Origin of the sequence: Streptomyces sp. TSRI0107 (assembly GCF_001905845.1) — a bacterium.
GTDB lineage: Bacteria > Actinomycetota > Actinomycetes > Streptomycetales > Streptomycetaceae > Streptomyces.
On sequence record NZ_LIVZ01000009.1, the window covers coordinates 161,138 to 176,365 of the forward strand.

General features: G+C 73.0%; 14 protein-coding genes. 3 read left to right on the forward strand and 11 right to left on the reverse strand.

The features are described from left to right. Positions 1 to 8 precede the first annotated feature (8 nt). Positions 9 to 641, reverse strand: a complete 633-nt coding sequence (locus AMK31_RS24975) for a sulfite oxidase-like oxidoreductase (protein ID WP_073942878.1) — start codon at positions 639 to 641, stop codon at positions 9 to 11. A 176-nt stretch (positions 642 to 817) separates the two neighbouring features. Here AMK31_RS24975 and bfr point away from each other — a divergent pair, with 176 nt between their 5' ends. Beyond that, positions 818 to 1,294, forward strand: coding sequence for a bacterioferritin (gene bfr, locus AMK31_RS24980; RefSeq protein WP_073942879.1), 477 nt, complete (start codon positions 818 to 820; stop codon positions 1,292 to 1,294). 32 nt (positions 1,295 to 1,326) lie between these two features. On the opposite strand, the gene AMK31_RS24985 is transcribed toward bfr, so the two are convergent. Further along, the gene (locus AMK31_RS24985) at positions 1,327 to 1,551 is read right to left on the reverse strand and encodes a (2Fe-2S)-binding protein (RefSeq protein ID WP_198948571.1); all 225 of its coding nucleotides are present in this window, start codon (positions 1,549 to 1,551) and stop codon (positions 1,327 to 1,329) included. 167 nt (positions 1,552 to 1,718) lie between these two features. Further along, positions 1,719 to 3,071 carry a class II 3-deoxy-7-phosphoheptulonate synthase gene (locus AMK31_RS24990; protein ID WP_073942881.1) on the reverse strand — a complete coding sequence of 451 codons (1,353 nt, stop codon included), beginning with the start codon at positions 3,069 to 3,071 and terminating at the stop codon, positions 1,719 to 1,721. A gap of 117 nt (positions 3,072 to 3,188) precedes the next feature. Here AMK31_RS24990 and AMK31_RS42440 point away from each other — a divergent pair, with 117 nt between their 5' ends. Together AMK31_RS42440 and AMK31_RS25000 are read left to right on the forward strand one after the other, a co-directional pair. Then, on the forward strand, positions 3,189 to 3,245 hold the full coding sequence (locus AMK31_RS42440; RefSeq protein WP_073943045.1) for a trp operon leader peptide: 57 nt from the start codon (positions 3,189 to 3,191) through the stop codon (positions 3,243 to 3,245). Positions 3,246 to 3,342: 97 nt separating this feature from the next. After that, the gene (locus tag AMK31_RS25000; protein ID WP_073942882.1) at positions 3,343 to 5,223 is read left to right on the forward strand and encodes an anthranilate synthase family protein; all 1,881 of its coding nucleotides are present in this window, start codon (positions 3,343 to 3,345) and stop codon (positions 5,221 to 5,223) included. Here the strand turns inward: AMK31_RS25000 and AMK31_RS25005 are convergent. The 8 genes from AMK31_RS25005 to AMK31_RS25040 all read right to left on the reverse strand — a co-directional run bounded on the left by AMK31_RS25005 (position 5,175) and on the right by AMK31_RS25040 (position 15,193). Continuing rightward, positions 5,175 to 6,170, reverse strand: a complete 996-nt coding sequence (locus AMK31_RS25005) for a 2-hydroxyacid dehydrogenase (RefSeq protein WP_073942883.1) — start codon at positions 6,168 to 6,170, stop codon at positions 5,175 to 5,177. The two genes, AMK31_RS25000 and AMK31_RS25005, sit on opposite strands and share 49 nt — an antisense overlap. A 58-nt stretch (positions 6,171 to 6,228) precedes the next feature. After that, positions 6,229 to 7,086: a hypothetical protein gene (locus AMK31_RS40470; protein WP_073942884.1), complete on the reverse strand. Its 858-nt coding sequence runs from the start codon at positions 7,084 to 7,086 to the stop codon at positions 6,229 to 6,231. A gap of 5 nt (positions 7,087 to 7,091) precedes the next feature. After that, positions 7,092 to 7,433 (reverse strand): hypothetical protein, encoded by a 342-nt coding sequence (locus tag AMK31_RS25015; RefSeq protein ID WP_073942885.1) that lies wholly within the window; start codon positions 7,431 to 7,433, stop codon positions 7,092 to 7,094. Between the two features lie 29 nt (positions 7,434 to 7,462). Next, a complete protein-coding gene (locus tag AMK31_RS25020) occupies positions 7,463 to 11,179 on the reverse strand; it encodes a CHAT domain-containing protein (protein WP_143204254.1) in 3,717 nt (1,238 codons plus the stop codon). A gap of 43 nt (positions 11,180 to 11,222) precedes the next feature. Further along, positions 11,223 to 12,251, reverse strand: a complete 1,029-nt coding sequence (locus tag AMK31_RS25025) for a 6-phosphofructokinase (protein WP_073942887.1) — start codon at positions 12,249 to 12,251, stop codon at positions 11,223 to 11,225. A 165-nt stretch (positions 12,252 to 12,416) separates the two neighbouring features. Further along, positions 12,417 to 13,103, reverse strand: coding sequence for a response regulator (locus AMK31_RS25030; protein WP_073942888.1), 687 nt, complete (start codon positions 13,101 to 13,103; stop codon positions 12,417 to 12,419). After that, positions 13,100 to 14,326 (reverse strand): MacS family sensor histidine kinase, encoded by a 1,227-nt coding sequence (macS, locus tag AMK31_RS25035; RefSeq protein ID WP_073942889.1) that lies wholly within the window; start codon positions 14,324 to 14,326, stop codon positions 13,100 to 13,102. The genes AMK31_RS25030 and macS overlap by 4 nt, the downstream gene beginning before the upstream one ends. 93 nt (positions 14,327 to 14,419) lie before the next feature. Continuing rightward, the gene (locus AMK31_RS25040) at positions 14,420 to 15,193 is read right to left on the reverse strand and encodes a lysophospholipid acyltransferase family protein (protein ID WP_073942890.1); all 774 of its coding nucleotides are present in this window, start codon (positions 15,191 to 15,193) and stop codon (positions 14,420 to 14,422) included. Between the last annotated feature and the right edge of the window lie 35 nt (positions 15,194 to 15,228).

Below are 15,228 nucleotides of genomic sequence, written 5' to 3' on the forward strand. Positions count from 1 at the left end.
TGCCGGGGTCAGAGCTCGGGGCCGTCTCCGGGTCCCTCCTGGTAGGAGTAGCGCTGCTCCCGCCAGGGGTCGCCGATGTTGTGGTAGCCGCGCTCCTCCCAGAAGCCGCGGCGGTCGGCGGTCATGTACTCCACGCCGCGGACCCATTTGGGTCCCTTCCAGGCGTACAGGTGCGGCACCACCAGGCGCAGGGGGAAGCCGTGCTCGGCGGTGAGGAGCTCACCGTCCTTGTGGGTGGCGAAGATCGTGCGCTCGGCGGCGAAGTCGGACAGCCGCAGATTCGAGCTGAAGCCGTACTCCGCCCACACCATCACATGGGTGACATTCCCGGCGGGCGGCGCGATCTCCAGGATGGTCCGCGCGGGGATCCCGCCCCACTCCGCGCCCAGCATGCTGAACTTCGTCACGCAGTGCAGGTCACCCGTGACGGTGGTGTAGGGCAGGGCCGTGAACTCCTCGTGGGTCCAGCAGTGCTTCTCGCCGTCGGCGGTGGCCCCGAAGACCCTGAACTCCCAGCGCTCGGGCCGGAACTTGGGTACCGGGCCGTAGTGCGTGACCGGCCAGCCGCGCTGCAGTCGCTGTCCCGGCGGAAGCTCGTACCGTGCCGCTTCTCCTGTTTCGCGCTCCACCGGATGACCCATGACTCCATCCTGACAGACCCCGACCGGTGCACATGACCACGTGGGGCCCTGAAACGGGCAACTAGCACTAAGCATGCACTTACTTACTAAGTACGCACTTACTGGACGATCTTCGATCGTCGGTGCAATCATGCGGCGCAACCTGCCAGTTCCCCCGCGTGGAAGGAGCCTCTGCGATGCAGGGCGACCCCGAGGTCCTCGAATTCCTGAACGAGCAGTTGACCGGCGAGCTGACGGCGATCAACCAGTACTGGCTGCACTACCGGATCCAGGACAACAAGGGCTGGACGAAGCTCGCCAAGTACACGCGTGAAGAATCCATCGACGAGATGAAGCACGCGGACAAGATCACCGAGCGCATCCTGATGCTGGACGGCCTGCCCAACTACCAGCGCCTGTTCCACGTGCGGGTCGGCCAGACGGTGACCGAGATGTTCCAGGCCGACCGGCAGATCGAGGTGGAGGCGATCGACCGCCTCAAGCGGGGCATCGAGGTGATGCGCACCAAGGGCGACATCACGTCCGCGAACCTCTTCGAGTCGATCCTCGAGGACGAGGAGCACCACATCGACTACCTGGACACGCAGCTGGAGCTCATCGACAAGCTCGGTGAGGCGCTCTACCTCGCGCAGCAGATCGAGCAGCCGAGCTAGGGGATGTTTCCCCAGGACCCGAGAGGCAGGATCTAGGCCGCGTCTTCCAGTCCGGCCAGCACCGGCTTGCCCTGGTCGGCCAGCTCGCGGCGCGGGCACGCGCCCCTGCCCAGGAGTGCCTGGATGCGCCGTACGCACGAACCGCAGTCCGTGCCGGCCTTGCAGGCGGAGGCTATCTGGCGGGGGGTGCAGGCGCCGTTCTCCGCGTGCTGCTTGACCTGCTGCTCGGTGACGCCGAAGCAAGAGCAGACGTACACGCGGTTCACCTCCCGCAGGGATCGATAAGTGGTGCCGTCCCCGTTGATCGGTGAGGCTAACCTAACCTTACCCATCAGACAGGACCCGGAAAAGTGCGGTGGGGCGCGGATCGTATGTGATCCGCGCCCCACTCATGGCTGGAAACAGCCGTTGATCGGCGAGAACGTCACTGGTCCCGGTACATCTCCGCGACCAGGAACGCCAGGTCCAGCGACTGGCTGCGGTTGAGCCGCGGGTCGCAGGCCGTCTCGTAACGCTGGTGCAGGTCGTCGACGAAGATCTCGTCGCCGCCGCCCACGCACTCGGTGACGTCGTCACCGGTCAGCTCCACGTGGATGCCGCCCGGGTGGGTGCCGAGGGCCTTGTGGACCTCGAAGAAGCCCTTGACCTCGTCGAGCACGTCGTCGAAGCGGCGGGTCTTGTGGCCCGAGGCCGCCTCGAAGGTGTTGCCGTGCATCGGGTCGGTCACCCAGGCCACGGTCGCACCGGAGGCGGTGACCTTCTCGACCAGCTCGGGCAGCTTGTCGCGGACCTTGTCGGCGCCCATCCGGACGATGAAGGTCAGCCGGCCGGGCTCGCGGTCGGGGTCGAGGCGCTCGATGTACTGGAGCGCCTCCTCGGCCGTGGTCGTCGGACCGAGCTTGATGCCGATCGGGTTGCGGATCTTCGACGCGAACTCGATGTGCGCGTGGTCCAGCTGCCGGGTGCGCTCGCCGATCCACACCATGTGCCCGGAGACGTCGTACAGCCGGCCGGTGCGGGAGTCCACGCGGGTCAGCGCCGACTCGTAGTCGAGCAGCAGCGCCTCGTGCGAGGCGTAGAACTCGACGGTCTTGAACTCCTCCGGGTCGGCCCCGCAGGCGTGCATGAAGTTCAGCGCCTGGTCGATCTCGCGCGCGAGCTGCTCGTAGCGCTGCCCCGACGGGGACGACTTCACGAAGTCCTGGTTCCAGGCGTGCACCTGACGCAGGTCGGCGTAGCCGCCGGTGGTGAAGGCGCGCACCAGGTTCAGCGTGGACGCCGAGGCGTGGTACATCCGCTTCAGCCGCTCGGGGTCCGGGACGCGGGCCTCTTCGGTGAAGTCGAAGCCGTTGACGGAGTCGCCCCGGTAGGTCGGGAGCGTCACGCCGTCACGGGTCTCGGTCGGCTTGGAGCGCGGCTTGGAGTACTGGCCGGCGATCCGGCCGACCTTCACCACGGGCACGGACGCGGCGTACGTCAGCACGGCGCCCATCTGGAGCAGGGTCTTCAGCTTGTTGCGGATGTGATCGGCGGACACCGCGTCGAAGGCCTCGGCACAGTCGCCGCCCTGGAGGAGGAACGCCTCTCCCTTGGCGACGGCCGCCATCCGGGCACGCAGCTGGTCGCACTCGCCTGCGAAGACGAGCGGCGGATACGACTCGAGGTCCGCGATCACTGCGCGCAGAGCCTCGGGGTCGGGGTACTCGGGCTGCTGCGCCGCGGGCAGGTTTCGCCAGGTGTTGCCAGCGCTCGCGCTGGTCTTAGCGTTCACGGTCACAACCCCAACATTACGGGGTGATGTCCTTGCTTCCGGACCACGACCAGCAAGTGAGACGCAGCCGACGTGTGACGGACACGGGGTCACATGTGACGGACATCGGGTAGGGTGCGCCGTATGTTCGCGCACTCGAACCAGAACTGGTGGTGGACCGCTTCTCCGGCGGCCCACTGACTGCGCGTATCCAGACTTCGCGAAGGCCGCCCGAGGGGCGGCCTTCGGTGTTTCCGGCGGTCCGCTCCTCTCCTGAGACTGAGAAGGAGCACGGACCATGAACCTGCTCGGCTTGCTGGACGACTCCCGTCCGTTCGCCCTGCTGCGCCGCCGCACCCCGGGCCACGACCACGACCGCGTCGAGGTGCTGATCGGCCCGGTCGGCACCCGCGAGCGGCTCGCCGACCTGCCCGACGAGGGCCTGGCCCTGGTGCCGTTCCGGCAGATCCGCGAGCGCGGCTTCGACGTCCGCGACGACGGCACCCCGCTGCTGGTCCTGACCCCCGAGGAGTCGTACGACGTCCCGCTCGCCGAGGCGCTGGAGCAGCTGCCCGCGCACGAGGTGCGGGTCGAGGGCGGCGGCTTCGACGTCGGCGACGAGGAGTACGGGCGGATCGTCGGGCGGGTGCTGGACGAGGAGATCGGGCGCGGCGAGGGCGCGAACTTCGTGATCCGGCGCACCTACGAGGGTGAGATCCCGGGGTTCGGACGTGCCGACGCGCTGGCGCTGTTCCGGCGGCTGCTGGCGGGCGAGCGGGGCGCGTACTGGACGTTCGTGGTGCACACCGGGGAGCGGACGCTGGTCGGCGCCAGCCCCGAGGTGCATGTGCGGATGTCCGGCGGCACCGTCGTGATGAACCCGATCAGCGGCACGTACCGCTACCCGGCGCAGGGGCCGACACCCGAGCACCTGCTCGACTTCCTGGCCGACGGCAAGGAGATCGAGGAGCTGTCGATGGTCGTCGACGAGGAACTGAAGATGATGTGCACCGTCGGCGACATGGGCGGGGTGGTCGTCGGGCCCCGGCTCAAGGAGATGGCGCATCTCGCCCACACCGAGTACGAGCTGCGGGGGCGGTCCTCGCTGGACGCGCGGGAGGTGCTGAAGGAGACCATGTTCGCGGCGACCGTCACCGGCTCGCCGGTGCAGAACGCCTGCCGGGTCATCGAACGGCACGAGGTCGGCGGGCGGCGCTACTACGCGGGCGCGCTCGCCCTGCTCGGCCGGGACTCCGGCGGGGCGCAGACCCTCGACTCCCCCATCCTGATCCGCACCGCCGACATCGACGCGGCGGGGCGGCTGCGGGTACCGGTCGGCGCCACCCTCGTGCGCGGCTCGGACCCGGTGAGCGAGGTCGCCGAGACCCACGCGAAGGCGGCCGGGGTGCTGGCCGCGCTCGGGGTCCGTCCGGGCCGGCCGCGCGAGGAGGCGGTACGGCCGCGGCTCGCCGACGATCCGCGGGTGCGGGCCGCGCTGGACGGGCGGCGCGCCTCGCTGGCGCCGTTCTGGCTGCGGATGCAGGAGCGGGCGGCCGAGCTGGACGGGCACGCGCTGGTCGTCGACGGGGAGGACACCTTCACCGCGATGCTGGCGCACGTCCTGCGGTCGAGCGGTCTCGAGGTGACCGTCCGGCGGTACGACGAGCCGGGGCTGCGGGAGGCGGTGCTCGCGCACGAGGGGCCGCTGGTGCTGGGCCCCGGGCCGGGCGATCCGGGGGACCTCGACGACCCGAAGATGCGGTTCCTGCGGGCCCTGACCGCCGAGGTCGTCCGCGGCCACCGGCACGGCGTCCTCGGCGTGTGCCTCGGGCACGAGCTGATCGCCGCCGAGCTGGGCCTGGAGATCGTACGGAAGGAAGTGCCGTACCAGGGGGCGCAGACGGACATCGATCTGTTCGGGCGGCCGGAGACCGTCGGTTTCTACAACAGCTTCGTCGCGCGCTGCGACGACGAGGCGGCGGCGGAGCTGGCCGCGCACGGGGTGGAGGTGAGCCGGGCCGCGAACGGTGAGGTGCACGCCGTACGGGGGCCCGGGTTCGCGGGCGTGCAGTTCCACCCCGAGTCGGTGCTGACGCTGAACGGCGCCGCCGTCGTGCGGGAGCTGGTCGGTCAGCTGCGCGGGACCAGCACGTTCTCCGAGCGGCGGCCCGCCCGGTAGTCCAGGACGTTCTTGACGGTGGTCTCGACGATCTGACCGACGGCGTCCCGCGTGTAGTAGGCCTGGTGGGAGGTGACCAGGACGTTGGGGAAGGTGACGAGGCGGGCCAGCGTGTCGTCGTCGACGGCCTCCAGGGACTTGTCGAGGAAGAACAGGCCCGCCTCCGCCTCGTAGACGTCGAGACCGACGCCGGTGAAGCGGCCCTCGCGCAGTTCGGCGACGAGGGCCGCCGTGTCGATGAGGCCGCCGCGACTGGAGTTGACCAGGATCGCGTCGTCCTTCATCGACTTCAGCGCGGCCGCGTCGATCAGGTGCTGGGTCTGCGGCATCAGCGGGACGTGCAGGGTGATCAGGTCGGACTCGGCGAGCAGCTCCTCCTTGGGGACGTATGTCATGCCGAGCTGCATGCAGGCGGGGTTCTCGGCGATGTCCCAGCCGAGCAGCCGCATGCCGAAGCCGTGCGCGATCCGGGCGAAGGCCTCGCCGATCTTGCCGGTGCCGAGGACGCCGGCGGTGCGGCCGTGCAGGTCGCGGCCCATCAGTCCGTCGAGGCGGAAGTCGAAGTCGCGGGTGCGGATGGAGGCGCGGACGATCCGGCGGTTGACCGCCATGGCGAGCGTCCAGGCGAACTCGGCGACCGCGTACGGCGAGTAGTACGAGACGCGGGCGACGGTCATGCCGAGGCGTTCGGCGGCATCGAGGTCGATGTTGTTGAAGCCGGTGGAGCGCTGGGCGACCATGCGGGTGCCGCCCGCCGCCAGGATCTCCAGGACGCGCCCGCCCAGCTCGGCGTTGACGCTGGAGGAGACGATCTCGTGGCCGGCCGCGATGGGGGCGGTGTCCTCGTTGAGGAGGACGTCCAGACAGCGGACCTCGTGGTGGCCCGCGAACGCCTCCTCGATCAACGGCTTCTCGTCGGCCTGGACGCCGAACGCCAGGATCTCCACGGGGTCCCTCCGGGGTTTTGACGGAATTTGCCGGGTTCCTGTGAATATAGACAGCTTCCTACAAGCCCCTTCTCAGACGCTCCGTCAGGGCTCGGCCCTGCTGGGGGGACGGGCGGGGCTCCGCCAGGCGGGCCAGCAGGCGGTCCAGGTGGAGATCGACGGCCGACTCGACCAGCTCCGCGTACACCTCGGCGGCGAGGCGGGCACGGTGGCGGGCGACGGCCGCCGCGACCAGGGCGATCAGCGCGGCCGGCCACCACAGGGCGGCGAGCGGCAGATACAGCACCGCCCAGCCGCCGAGCGTGAACGCGGTGTCGAGGCGGGCGCGGGTCTCGGTGAGGGTGCCCCGGGTGGCGGCGGGCAGCAGCAGCCACAGCCGGGGCCAGACGGTGGCGAGGTCGATGCCGTACTCCTGGCGCAGCCGTACGGCGGGGGCGTGCAGCCGGTCGCCGAGCCAGGTGGGGTGGCACGGCGGGATCGGCGCGAGCGCGTTGCGGCGGGCGGCGTCCTCGGGGCGGCCGTCGGTGCGGTACGCGGTGTCGGCGGACTGCCAGGCGTCGGCGCGGCGGGCGGTGCGGCGGGCCGCGAGGGCGGCGAGGGGGCGCGGCCAGGCGCCGGTGAGCGCGCGTTCGACGGGGCCGGCGAGGGCCTGGGCGAGCAGGCCGAGCCCGGCGGAGAGCGGTACGGCGGCCACGACCAGCAGGACCGCGCGGACCGCGAGGGCGTTCTGACCGCCCGGTTCGCCCTGGGTGAGCGAGACGAAGGCGTCCCCCAGGGCGCGCCAGTCGGACCAGCCGCGGTGGCCCAGCTCGACGGCGGCGCCGGCGACCAGCAGATAGCCGAGGCCCGGCAGCACCAGCAGTGTGAACCAGCGTTCGGCCAGCTTGCGGCCCAGCTCGGCGAGGAAGCCCGTCACCGCGGTCAGCCGTCCGCGACGAAGTCGAGCACCCGCTCGTGCACCAGGCACTCCGGTGGTCCCTGTCCGGCCCGGCGCTGCTCGACGCGTCCGCAGCTGCCGACCGGGCACAGGTACAGGCCCTCGACGGGCGGGCCGGGCGCGCCGACCGGTGTGGGGGCGTGGCGGGCGAGCAGCGGGCCGGTGACGGTGACGTCGAGGGAGCGCAGCACCTCGTCGAAGTCGGCGCCCTCGCGCAGTCGCCGCACCGCCTGTTCCAGGGCCGCGCGCCGGGGGCCGCTGAGGAGTCGCAGGGTGGCCAACTCCCGGCAGAACTCGGCGCGCAGGTCGTCGTCGGCTGGTTCCACGGGCTCGATCGTAGGACGGGTCATGCGCCTCACGCCCCGGAATGCACATGTGCGGCCCAGCTGAGCGGCCGGTCCGGGTGGCGGGCGCGCAGCCGCCGCACCGCGTGGTGCAGGGCGAGGGCGGCGGGCGGGGCGTGACCGGGCCTCCGGTTCGCCGCTGCCAGCGCCCCGTACACCTCCCGGGCCAGCTCCGCCGACGAGTCGTCGTCCACGCGCCACAGGGTGCCGATGACCTGTGAGAAGCCGGCGAGTTGGAGGGAGGCGGCCAGATGCAGGGCCTCGTCGGGGAGGCGGGTGCCACCGACGGCGGTCTCGCAGGCCGAGAGGTAGGCGAACTCCGCGCCGGGCAGGTCGAGCCGGGAGACGTCCAGCACGGACAGCTCGCCGCCGGGGAGCAACAGGCGGCCCTGGGAGGGGTGTTCGGGGTCCTGTACGCCGTGGCAGGCGAAGTGGGCCCAGGAGTGCGTGGTGAGCGCGGACCGTATCGCGTCGGCGTGGGCGTCGGCTCCCCGGAGCAGGGTGCCGCCGACCGCGGTGTGGGCGAGGGCGGCCTCGCGCAGGGCGCCCGGGAGCGGAGCGAGGCCGTCGAGTTCGGGGACGGCGACGATCAGCGGCCGGGGGCCCGCGGCGGGGGCGCGCCGGGTACGGGCGCGCAGCAGGGCGGCCACGCTCGGGGTGTAGGAGGACACCACCCGGTCCGGGACCTCGCCGGCCGCGTGCAGCGGCAGGAAGGACAGGGCCCCGGCCGGGCACCACCACAGCCGGGGCGGTGGCTCGCCGGGCGGCGGCGGGCCGGTGATGCCGAGGGCGTCGAGGACGGGGGCGGCGACCGTGCGCCACAGCCAGTCGAGCACGTCGGCGACGGCCTGTTCGGCGAAGGCGCGGGCGAGGCCGGAGCGGGCGGCCGCGGCGGTGGCCGTGAGGAGTGTGCCGACGCGTTCCCGGGCCTCGGTGTCGGAGTACTCCGGCAGCGGGCAGACCTTGAGGTCCCCCGGGTCCGGGCCGTCCAGCAGCAGGGCGTACCCGCCGGGGTCCGGGCCGCCGGTGATCACGACGACCGGCCCGTGCGCGCCCGCGGCGAGCAGCCGGTCCGCGCGGGGCGGGCGCAGGAAGTCCGCGAAGCCGGGTCGGGCGCGGATGGCCTCCAGGGTCTCCTGCCACTCGCGGGCGAGCCGGTGGCGGCGGTCGGCGTCCTCCCCGGTCAGGCCGTCGCCGGTGGCGTGGTCGAGGCCTTGTCGCACCGCTTCCAGCCGGGCGGCCAGCGCGGGTTCCGCGGCGGCCAGTTCGTCGGTCTCGGTGCGCAGTTCCAGCGCCTGGGCGGCGAGCACGCCGCGGCCGGCCTCCAGCAGTTCGAGGGCGTCGGCGGGCCGGCCGGCGGCCAGGGCGGTCAGTCCGGCGAACGCGCCGGCGCGGGCGACGCGGGCGAGCATCTCCTCCTGGTCGGTCCGGTCGACGCCGCGCCAGGCGAGCAGCGGCAGGGTCTCGACGGCGCTGCGGGCCGCGGCGAGGGACCGCTCGGTGTCGCCGGTGGCGCGGGCCACGGCGGCCAGTTCCAGCGCGGCGGAGGTGCGCACCAGGGCGGACTGGGCCGGATCGGCGGCGAGTTCGGCGTTCACGGCGAGCGCCTCGTCGCGCACGGCGTCGTGGCTGCCGTCGACGCGGGCGATCTCGGTGAGCGCCCGGGACAGCGCCGCCAGGGCGCCGGCGCGCCGCTGGTCCCCGGGCGGTATCAGGCGCACGGCGGCCCGCGCGGCCGTCACGGCCCGGTCCAGGTCGGCCCGGTCGCCGCGGTGCCGGTGGCGCTCCCACAGGGCGTGGGCGTGGTTGGCGTGCAGGGCGCCGGCGCCCTGCGGCGGGCCGGTGTGCGCGGTGTCCCGCAGGGCGGTCTCGAAGTGGTGTACGGCGATGTCGGCGGCCTCGGGTGGGGCGCCGGGTCGGCGGGCGCGGGCGAGCAGGACGCCGCCGAGGGCGTTCAGGAGCTGGGCTCGCCAGTGGTGGCCCGGGGAGGTGGTGGCCAGGGCGCGCTCCACCAGTTCCTGGGCGTGGTCGAGTCCGGCGGGGTCGTCGGCCTCGCGGGCGTACTCGACGAGCAGGCCGACGAGGACGCCGAGGACGACGGGGTACTCCGCGCCGAACTCGGGTGTGGACCGGGCCAGTCGCTCGGCCGCGGTGACGGCCTCGCGGAGCGAGGAGAGGTGCCGGACGCGGGTGTACCGCTCGCTCAGCGCCATGACGAGACCGGCGGGCAGCTGGGCGGGTACGTCGGCGTCCGGCGGCAGGAGGGCGAATCCCGCACGGCAGCAGTCGACGGCCTCGTCGAGCAGGGCGAGGTCGGAGGTGTCCCGGTAGCGGGCGATCAGGATCTCCGCCAGCCGGCCGAGGGCGTCGACGCGGCGGGCGGCGGTGCCGGCCAGGTCGACGGCGCGGCGGGCGGCGGCCTCGGCGGGCCCGAGGTCGCTCGTCGGGGACAGCTCGCGCTGGGCGAGCAGCAGGACGACGAGGCTGTTGAGGACGGCGCTGTCGTCGGCGTGGGCGGCGCCCGGCGCGGTCAGCCGGCGCACGGTGGCGAGGGCGCGTGTGACGACCTCCGGGTCGCCGTGCGCGCGGTACTCGTGCAGCGCGGCGGCGGTGTAGGACGTCACGGCCTCGGGGTCGGGGCGGTCGCCGGTCAGTCCCTCGGCCATCAGCTCCAGGGCGCGTCGCCGGTCCGCCGGGTCGCCGCGCAGCTGGTAGCGGTACTGGTGGTGGCGGCCGAGGTCGGCGGCGTACCGGGCGGGTTCCTCCCGGTACAGCTCGGTGTAGGCCTCGACGGCCTGGTCGAGGATCTCCGGGTCGCGGCGGCGGGCGAAACGCTGGGCGAGCACACCGGCGTGGATCGGCCGGTCGTTGCCTTGGAAGAGGTGGTGGTGGGGGTTGCCGCGCATGTCGCGCATCAGTGCCAGGGCCTCGTCGAGGACGGTGACGTCCTTGTGCTCGTGGGCGGTGGCGTCGAGCAGGATGCCCACGGTCCACGCGGCCTGGACCAGCCACTCGAGGCTCGCCGGGTCCAGCGCCGCGAGCACGGCGCGGGCCAGGTCGGGGGCGTCCTCGGCGAGGGAGGGGTCCCCGAGTCGTCCGGCGCGGGCGGACAGGAGGGTGGCGAGGTGGGCGGCGCGTTCCGGCGCGGTGGCCGGTGTGGCGGCCTGGTGGGCGGCGCGGGCGTGGCGGATCGCGGTGTCCTGGTCGGCGGGGTCGGCGTCCCGCGCGAAGCGCTCCGCCGCGAGGTGTGCCACGAGGTGGTGGACGTCGCCGTGGGCGGCGGGATGGGGGGCGGGGCCGTTCAGGGCGCGGACGGCGCAGATCAGGGCGGCGTCCAGGCACCAGGGGCGCAGCCAGTCCGGGGTCTGCTCGGCACGGGCCCGGGCGGCCAGACCGGCGGCAAGGCTCCCGACGGCGAGGGCGGCAGCGGCGTCGACCTCCGCCGCCGGGTCGACGAGGGCGCGCAGGGCCGGGGGGACGGCGACGGGGCGGGCCCGGTACAGCACGGCGGTGGTGAGGAGGACGACCGCGTGTTCCGGCGCGTCCTCCCCGCCGTCGGCGGCCGCCCTGGCCGCCGCCGTGGACAGCGCCGCCAGGGAGCGGGCCTCGGCGGGCGGCGGGGGCGGCGGCGGCTCGCCGTCGCGTAACGCGGGCCAGACGCCGCGCAGCGTCTCGCGGTGCCCTTCCAGCAGGGCGCGCAGGCCCAGCGTCCGCAACCATCGCCCCATGACTCCCCCGCCCCCCGGCTCGCTCAGCTCCCGTGACGCCCCGTCAACCGAAGAACACCCCGACCTCGTCGTAGAGTTCCGGGTTCACCCTTTTGAGTTGCGCGGTCGCCTCGGTGAGGGGCACGCGGACGATGTCCGTGCCGCGCAGGGCGACCATCGTGCCGAAGTCGCCGTCGCGGACGCAGTCGATGGCGTGCAGGCCGAAGCGGGTGGCGAGCCAGCGGTCGAAGGCGCTGGGGGTGCCGCCGCGCTGGACGTGTCCGAGGACCGTGGTGCGGGCCTCCTTGCCGGTGCGCCGCTCGATCTCCTTGGCCAGCCACTCGCCGACGCCGGACAGCCGGACGTGCCCGAAGGAGTCCAGCGACCGGTCCTTGAGGACCATGTCGCCGTCCTTCGGCATCGCGCCCTCGGCGACGACGACGATCGGCGCGTACGACGCCTTGAACCGGGAGGTCACCCAGGCGCACACCTGGTCGACGTCGAAGCGCTGCTCGGGGATGAGGATGACGTTGGCGCCGCCGGCCAGTCCGGAGTGCAGGGCGATCCAGCCGGTGTGGCGGCCCATCACCTCCACCACCAGGACCCGCATGTGGGACTCGGCGGTGGTGTGCAGCCGGTCGATGGCCTCGGTGGCGATGCCGACGGCGGTGTCGAAGCCGAAGGTGTAGTCGGTGGCCGACAGGTCGTTGTCTATCGTCTTGGGCACGCCGACGCAGGGCAGCCCGTACGTGTCGGACAGCCGGGCGGCGACGCCGAGGGTGTCCTCGCCGCCGATCACGATCAGCGCGTCGACGTCGTGCTTGGCCAGGTTCTCGCGGATCCTGCGGACGCCGTTGTCGTCGTTGAGGGGGTTGGTGCGCGAGGAGCCGAGGATGGTGCCGCCGCGCGGGAGGATGCCGCGCACGGCGGGGATGTCCAGGCGCGTGACGTCCCCCTCCAGGGGGCCGCGCCAGCCGTCCCGGAAGCCGGTGAAGTCGTAGCCGTACTCCTGCACGCCCTTGCGGACGATGCCCCGGATGACGGCGTTGAGCCCGGGGCAGTCGCCGCCTCCGGTCAGTACTCCGACCCGCATGGAAAGTCCCTTCGCCGGGTTGCCGTGAGCCGTGCCGTGCCGTGCCGTGCGTGTGACGGTGTGCCGTACGAGCAGGCTAGGGGTGACCCAGGTCACTTCGGCAGGGTCCGGAGGGGCGGTTCCGGTGCGGTGTCAGCCGGTCGGCCGAATCCCGGCCGGGTGGCGCTACTCCTCGTCGAGGCCGCGCTCTATCGCGTACCGCACCAGCTCCACCCGGTTGTGCAGCTGGAGCTTGCCGAGGGTGTTCTGGACGTGGTTCTGCACCGTGCGGTGCGAGATGACCAGGCGTTCGGCGATCTGCTTGTAGCTCAGGCCCTTGGCGACCAGGCGCAGCACCTCGGTCTCCCGGTCGGTGAGCCGGGGCGCCCCCGGCTGGTCGGTGTCGGCGGCGGGCGCGGGCTCGGAGGCCAGCCGCCGGTACTCGCCGAGGACCAGGCCCGCGAGTCCCGGGGTGAAGACCGGGTCGCCGACGGCCGTACGGCGCACCGCGTCCAGCAGTTCCTCGGTGGACGCCGACTTCAGCAGGTAGCCGGTCGCGCCGGACTTCACCGCCTCCAGGACGTCGGCGTGCTCACCGCTCGCGGACAGCACCAGGACGCGCAGCGCGGGGTCGGCGGCGACGACCTCCTTGCAGACCTGGACGCCGGGCTTGAGGGGCAGGTTGAGGTCGAGGACCAGCACGTCGGGCGCGGCGGCCTTGGCGCGGCGCACCGCCTGTTCGCCGTCGCCCGCGGTGGCGACCACGTCGAAGCCGTGCTCGGTGAGGTCGCGGGCGACGGCGTCGCGCCACATGGGGTGGTCGTCGACCACCATGACCTTGATCGTGGTCGTCGTCGTGGTCTGCTCGCTCATCGCTTCCCCCGTGCCGTCCGTTCGCTCTTCTCGCTCTTCGGGACCTTCAGTTCCACCTCGGTGCCCTGTCCGGGCGTGGAGAACAGCTCGGCGCTGCCGCCCAGGTCGCGCAGCCGCCCCCGGATGGACAGGGCCACCCCCATCCGCCCCTCGCCCTCGGCCTGCGCGAGGCGCCCCTCGGGGATGCCGGGTCCGTCGTCCCGTACGGACACGATCACCTCGTCGGGCTCGTCCTCGATGAGGATCCACGCGCGCGCCTGCGCGCCCGCGTGCCGCTCGACGTTGTCCAGGGCGGCGCCGACGGCCGCGGCCAGTTCCCGGGCGGCGTCCGCCGGCAGGGTGACGGGCGCGCCGGGCTCGGCGACGCTGACCCGGGCCCCGGCGTACGGCATGAGCAGCCCGCGCAGGTCGACGGGACCGTCGCTGCCGTCCGGCTCCTCCACGGCCCGTACGACCGCGCCCTGGGCGGCGTCCTCGGAGACCCGGGAGACCGGCACCATCCCGCCGGAGACCAGGGTGCGCAGCGCCACCTCCTGCTCGCCGGCCAGCCGGCCCAGCTCGGCCGCCTCCCCGCCGAGGGCGGCGCCGCGGCGCTTCACCATGGCCAGCACCTGGAGCACGCTGTCGTGGATGTCCCGGGCGAGCCGCTCCCGCTCCCGGGTGGCGGCCTCGATCTCCAGGGCGCGGGCGAGGGTGCGCTCGGAGGCGCGGGCGACCTCGACGACGTAGCCGATGGCGATGGAGGCGACCCAGACCAGGATCACGTTGTGGACGGTGTCGCGGGCCGGGGCGCCGCGTTCGACCAGGTTGGCGACCGCGACCGCGGTGGAGGCGAGGGCCGCCCAGCGCCAGCCGCCCTTGATGGCGAAGGCCAGCACGGAACCGGCGGTCCATATGGACGGCAGGGTGGGGCCGCCCCCGAGGATGCGGTCGTGGTCGTCGGCGACGAGGGTGAGCAGGATGCCGCCGACGGCGATGGCGAGGTCGACGGCGAGGAACCGCCTGGTGCAGCCGGCCTCGCTCGCGACCTTGGGCAGGGTCGCCAGGGTCCACACGGCGAGGAGGGCGTAGAAGGCGACGGCGACCCAGGGGCGGGCGAACTCGTCGTACGCGGCGACGAAGAGGCCGATCGCGTACATCATCGTCAGCACCCGGTAGGCGGCGAGCGCACGCCACAGCGGCTGCTCGACCGACATCCTCATGACTTTCTCGCGCCTGGTCATGTCCCCCACCCCCGCCCTGGACCGACGCGTCCAGGGCCCGGACCGTTCCCGGTCCGCTCCGGCAATCCGGTGATCCGGTACCGCGCCGCGTGCCTAGTCCGCCTGCTCCCGGTGCGTCTTCTCCTTCTCGGCCTGTTCCTTCTCGGCCTGCGCGAGCGCGGCCTTGGCCGCCTTCGCCGCTTCCTTCTCGGCCTTGGCCGCGTCCGCGATCTGCCGCTTGGCGGCGGTCGCGTACATGTCGACGTACTCCTGGCCGGAGAGCTTCATGATCTCGTACATGACCTCGTCGGTCACCGCGCGGAGCACGAACCGGTCGTGCTCCATGCCCTGGTAGCGGCTGAAGTCCAGGGGCTTGCCGATGCGGATGCCGGGGCGCATCACCTTGGGGACGACCTTGCCGGGCGGCTGGATCTTCTCGGTGTCGATCATGGCGACCGGGATGACGGGCGCGCCGGTGGCCAGCGCCACGCGCGCGAGGCCGCCGGGCTTGCCCCGGTAGAGGCGGCCGTCCGGCGAACGGGTGCCCTCGGGGTAGATCCCGAACAGCTCACCCCGCTCGATCACCTCGATGCCGCTCTTCACGGCGGCCTCGCCCGCGCCGCGCGCGCCGGAGCGGTCCACCGGCAGCTGGCCCACGCCCTTGAAGAACGCGGCGGTCAGCCTGCCCTTGACGCCCGGGGTGGTGAAGTACTCCGCCTTCGCGATGAAGGTGACCTTGCGGTCGAGCACCGCGGGCAGGAAGAAGGAGTCCGAGAAGGACAGGTGATTGCTCGCGAGGATCGCGGGGCCCTCGGCGGGAACGTTCTCCAGGCCCTCCACCCAGGGCCTGAAGACGAGCTTCAGCGAACCCCCGACGGTGACCTTCATCGCGCCGTAAAACAACCGAGTGCCTCCTGTGTCTG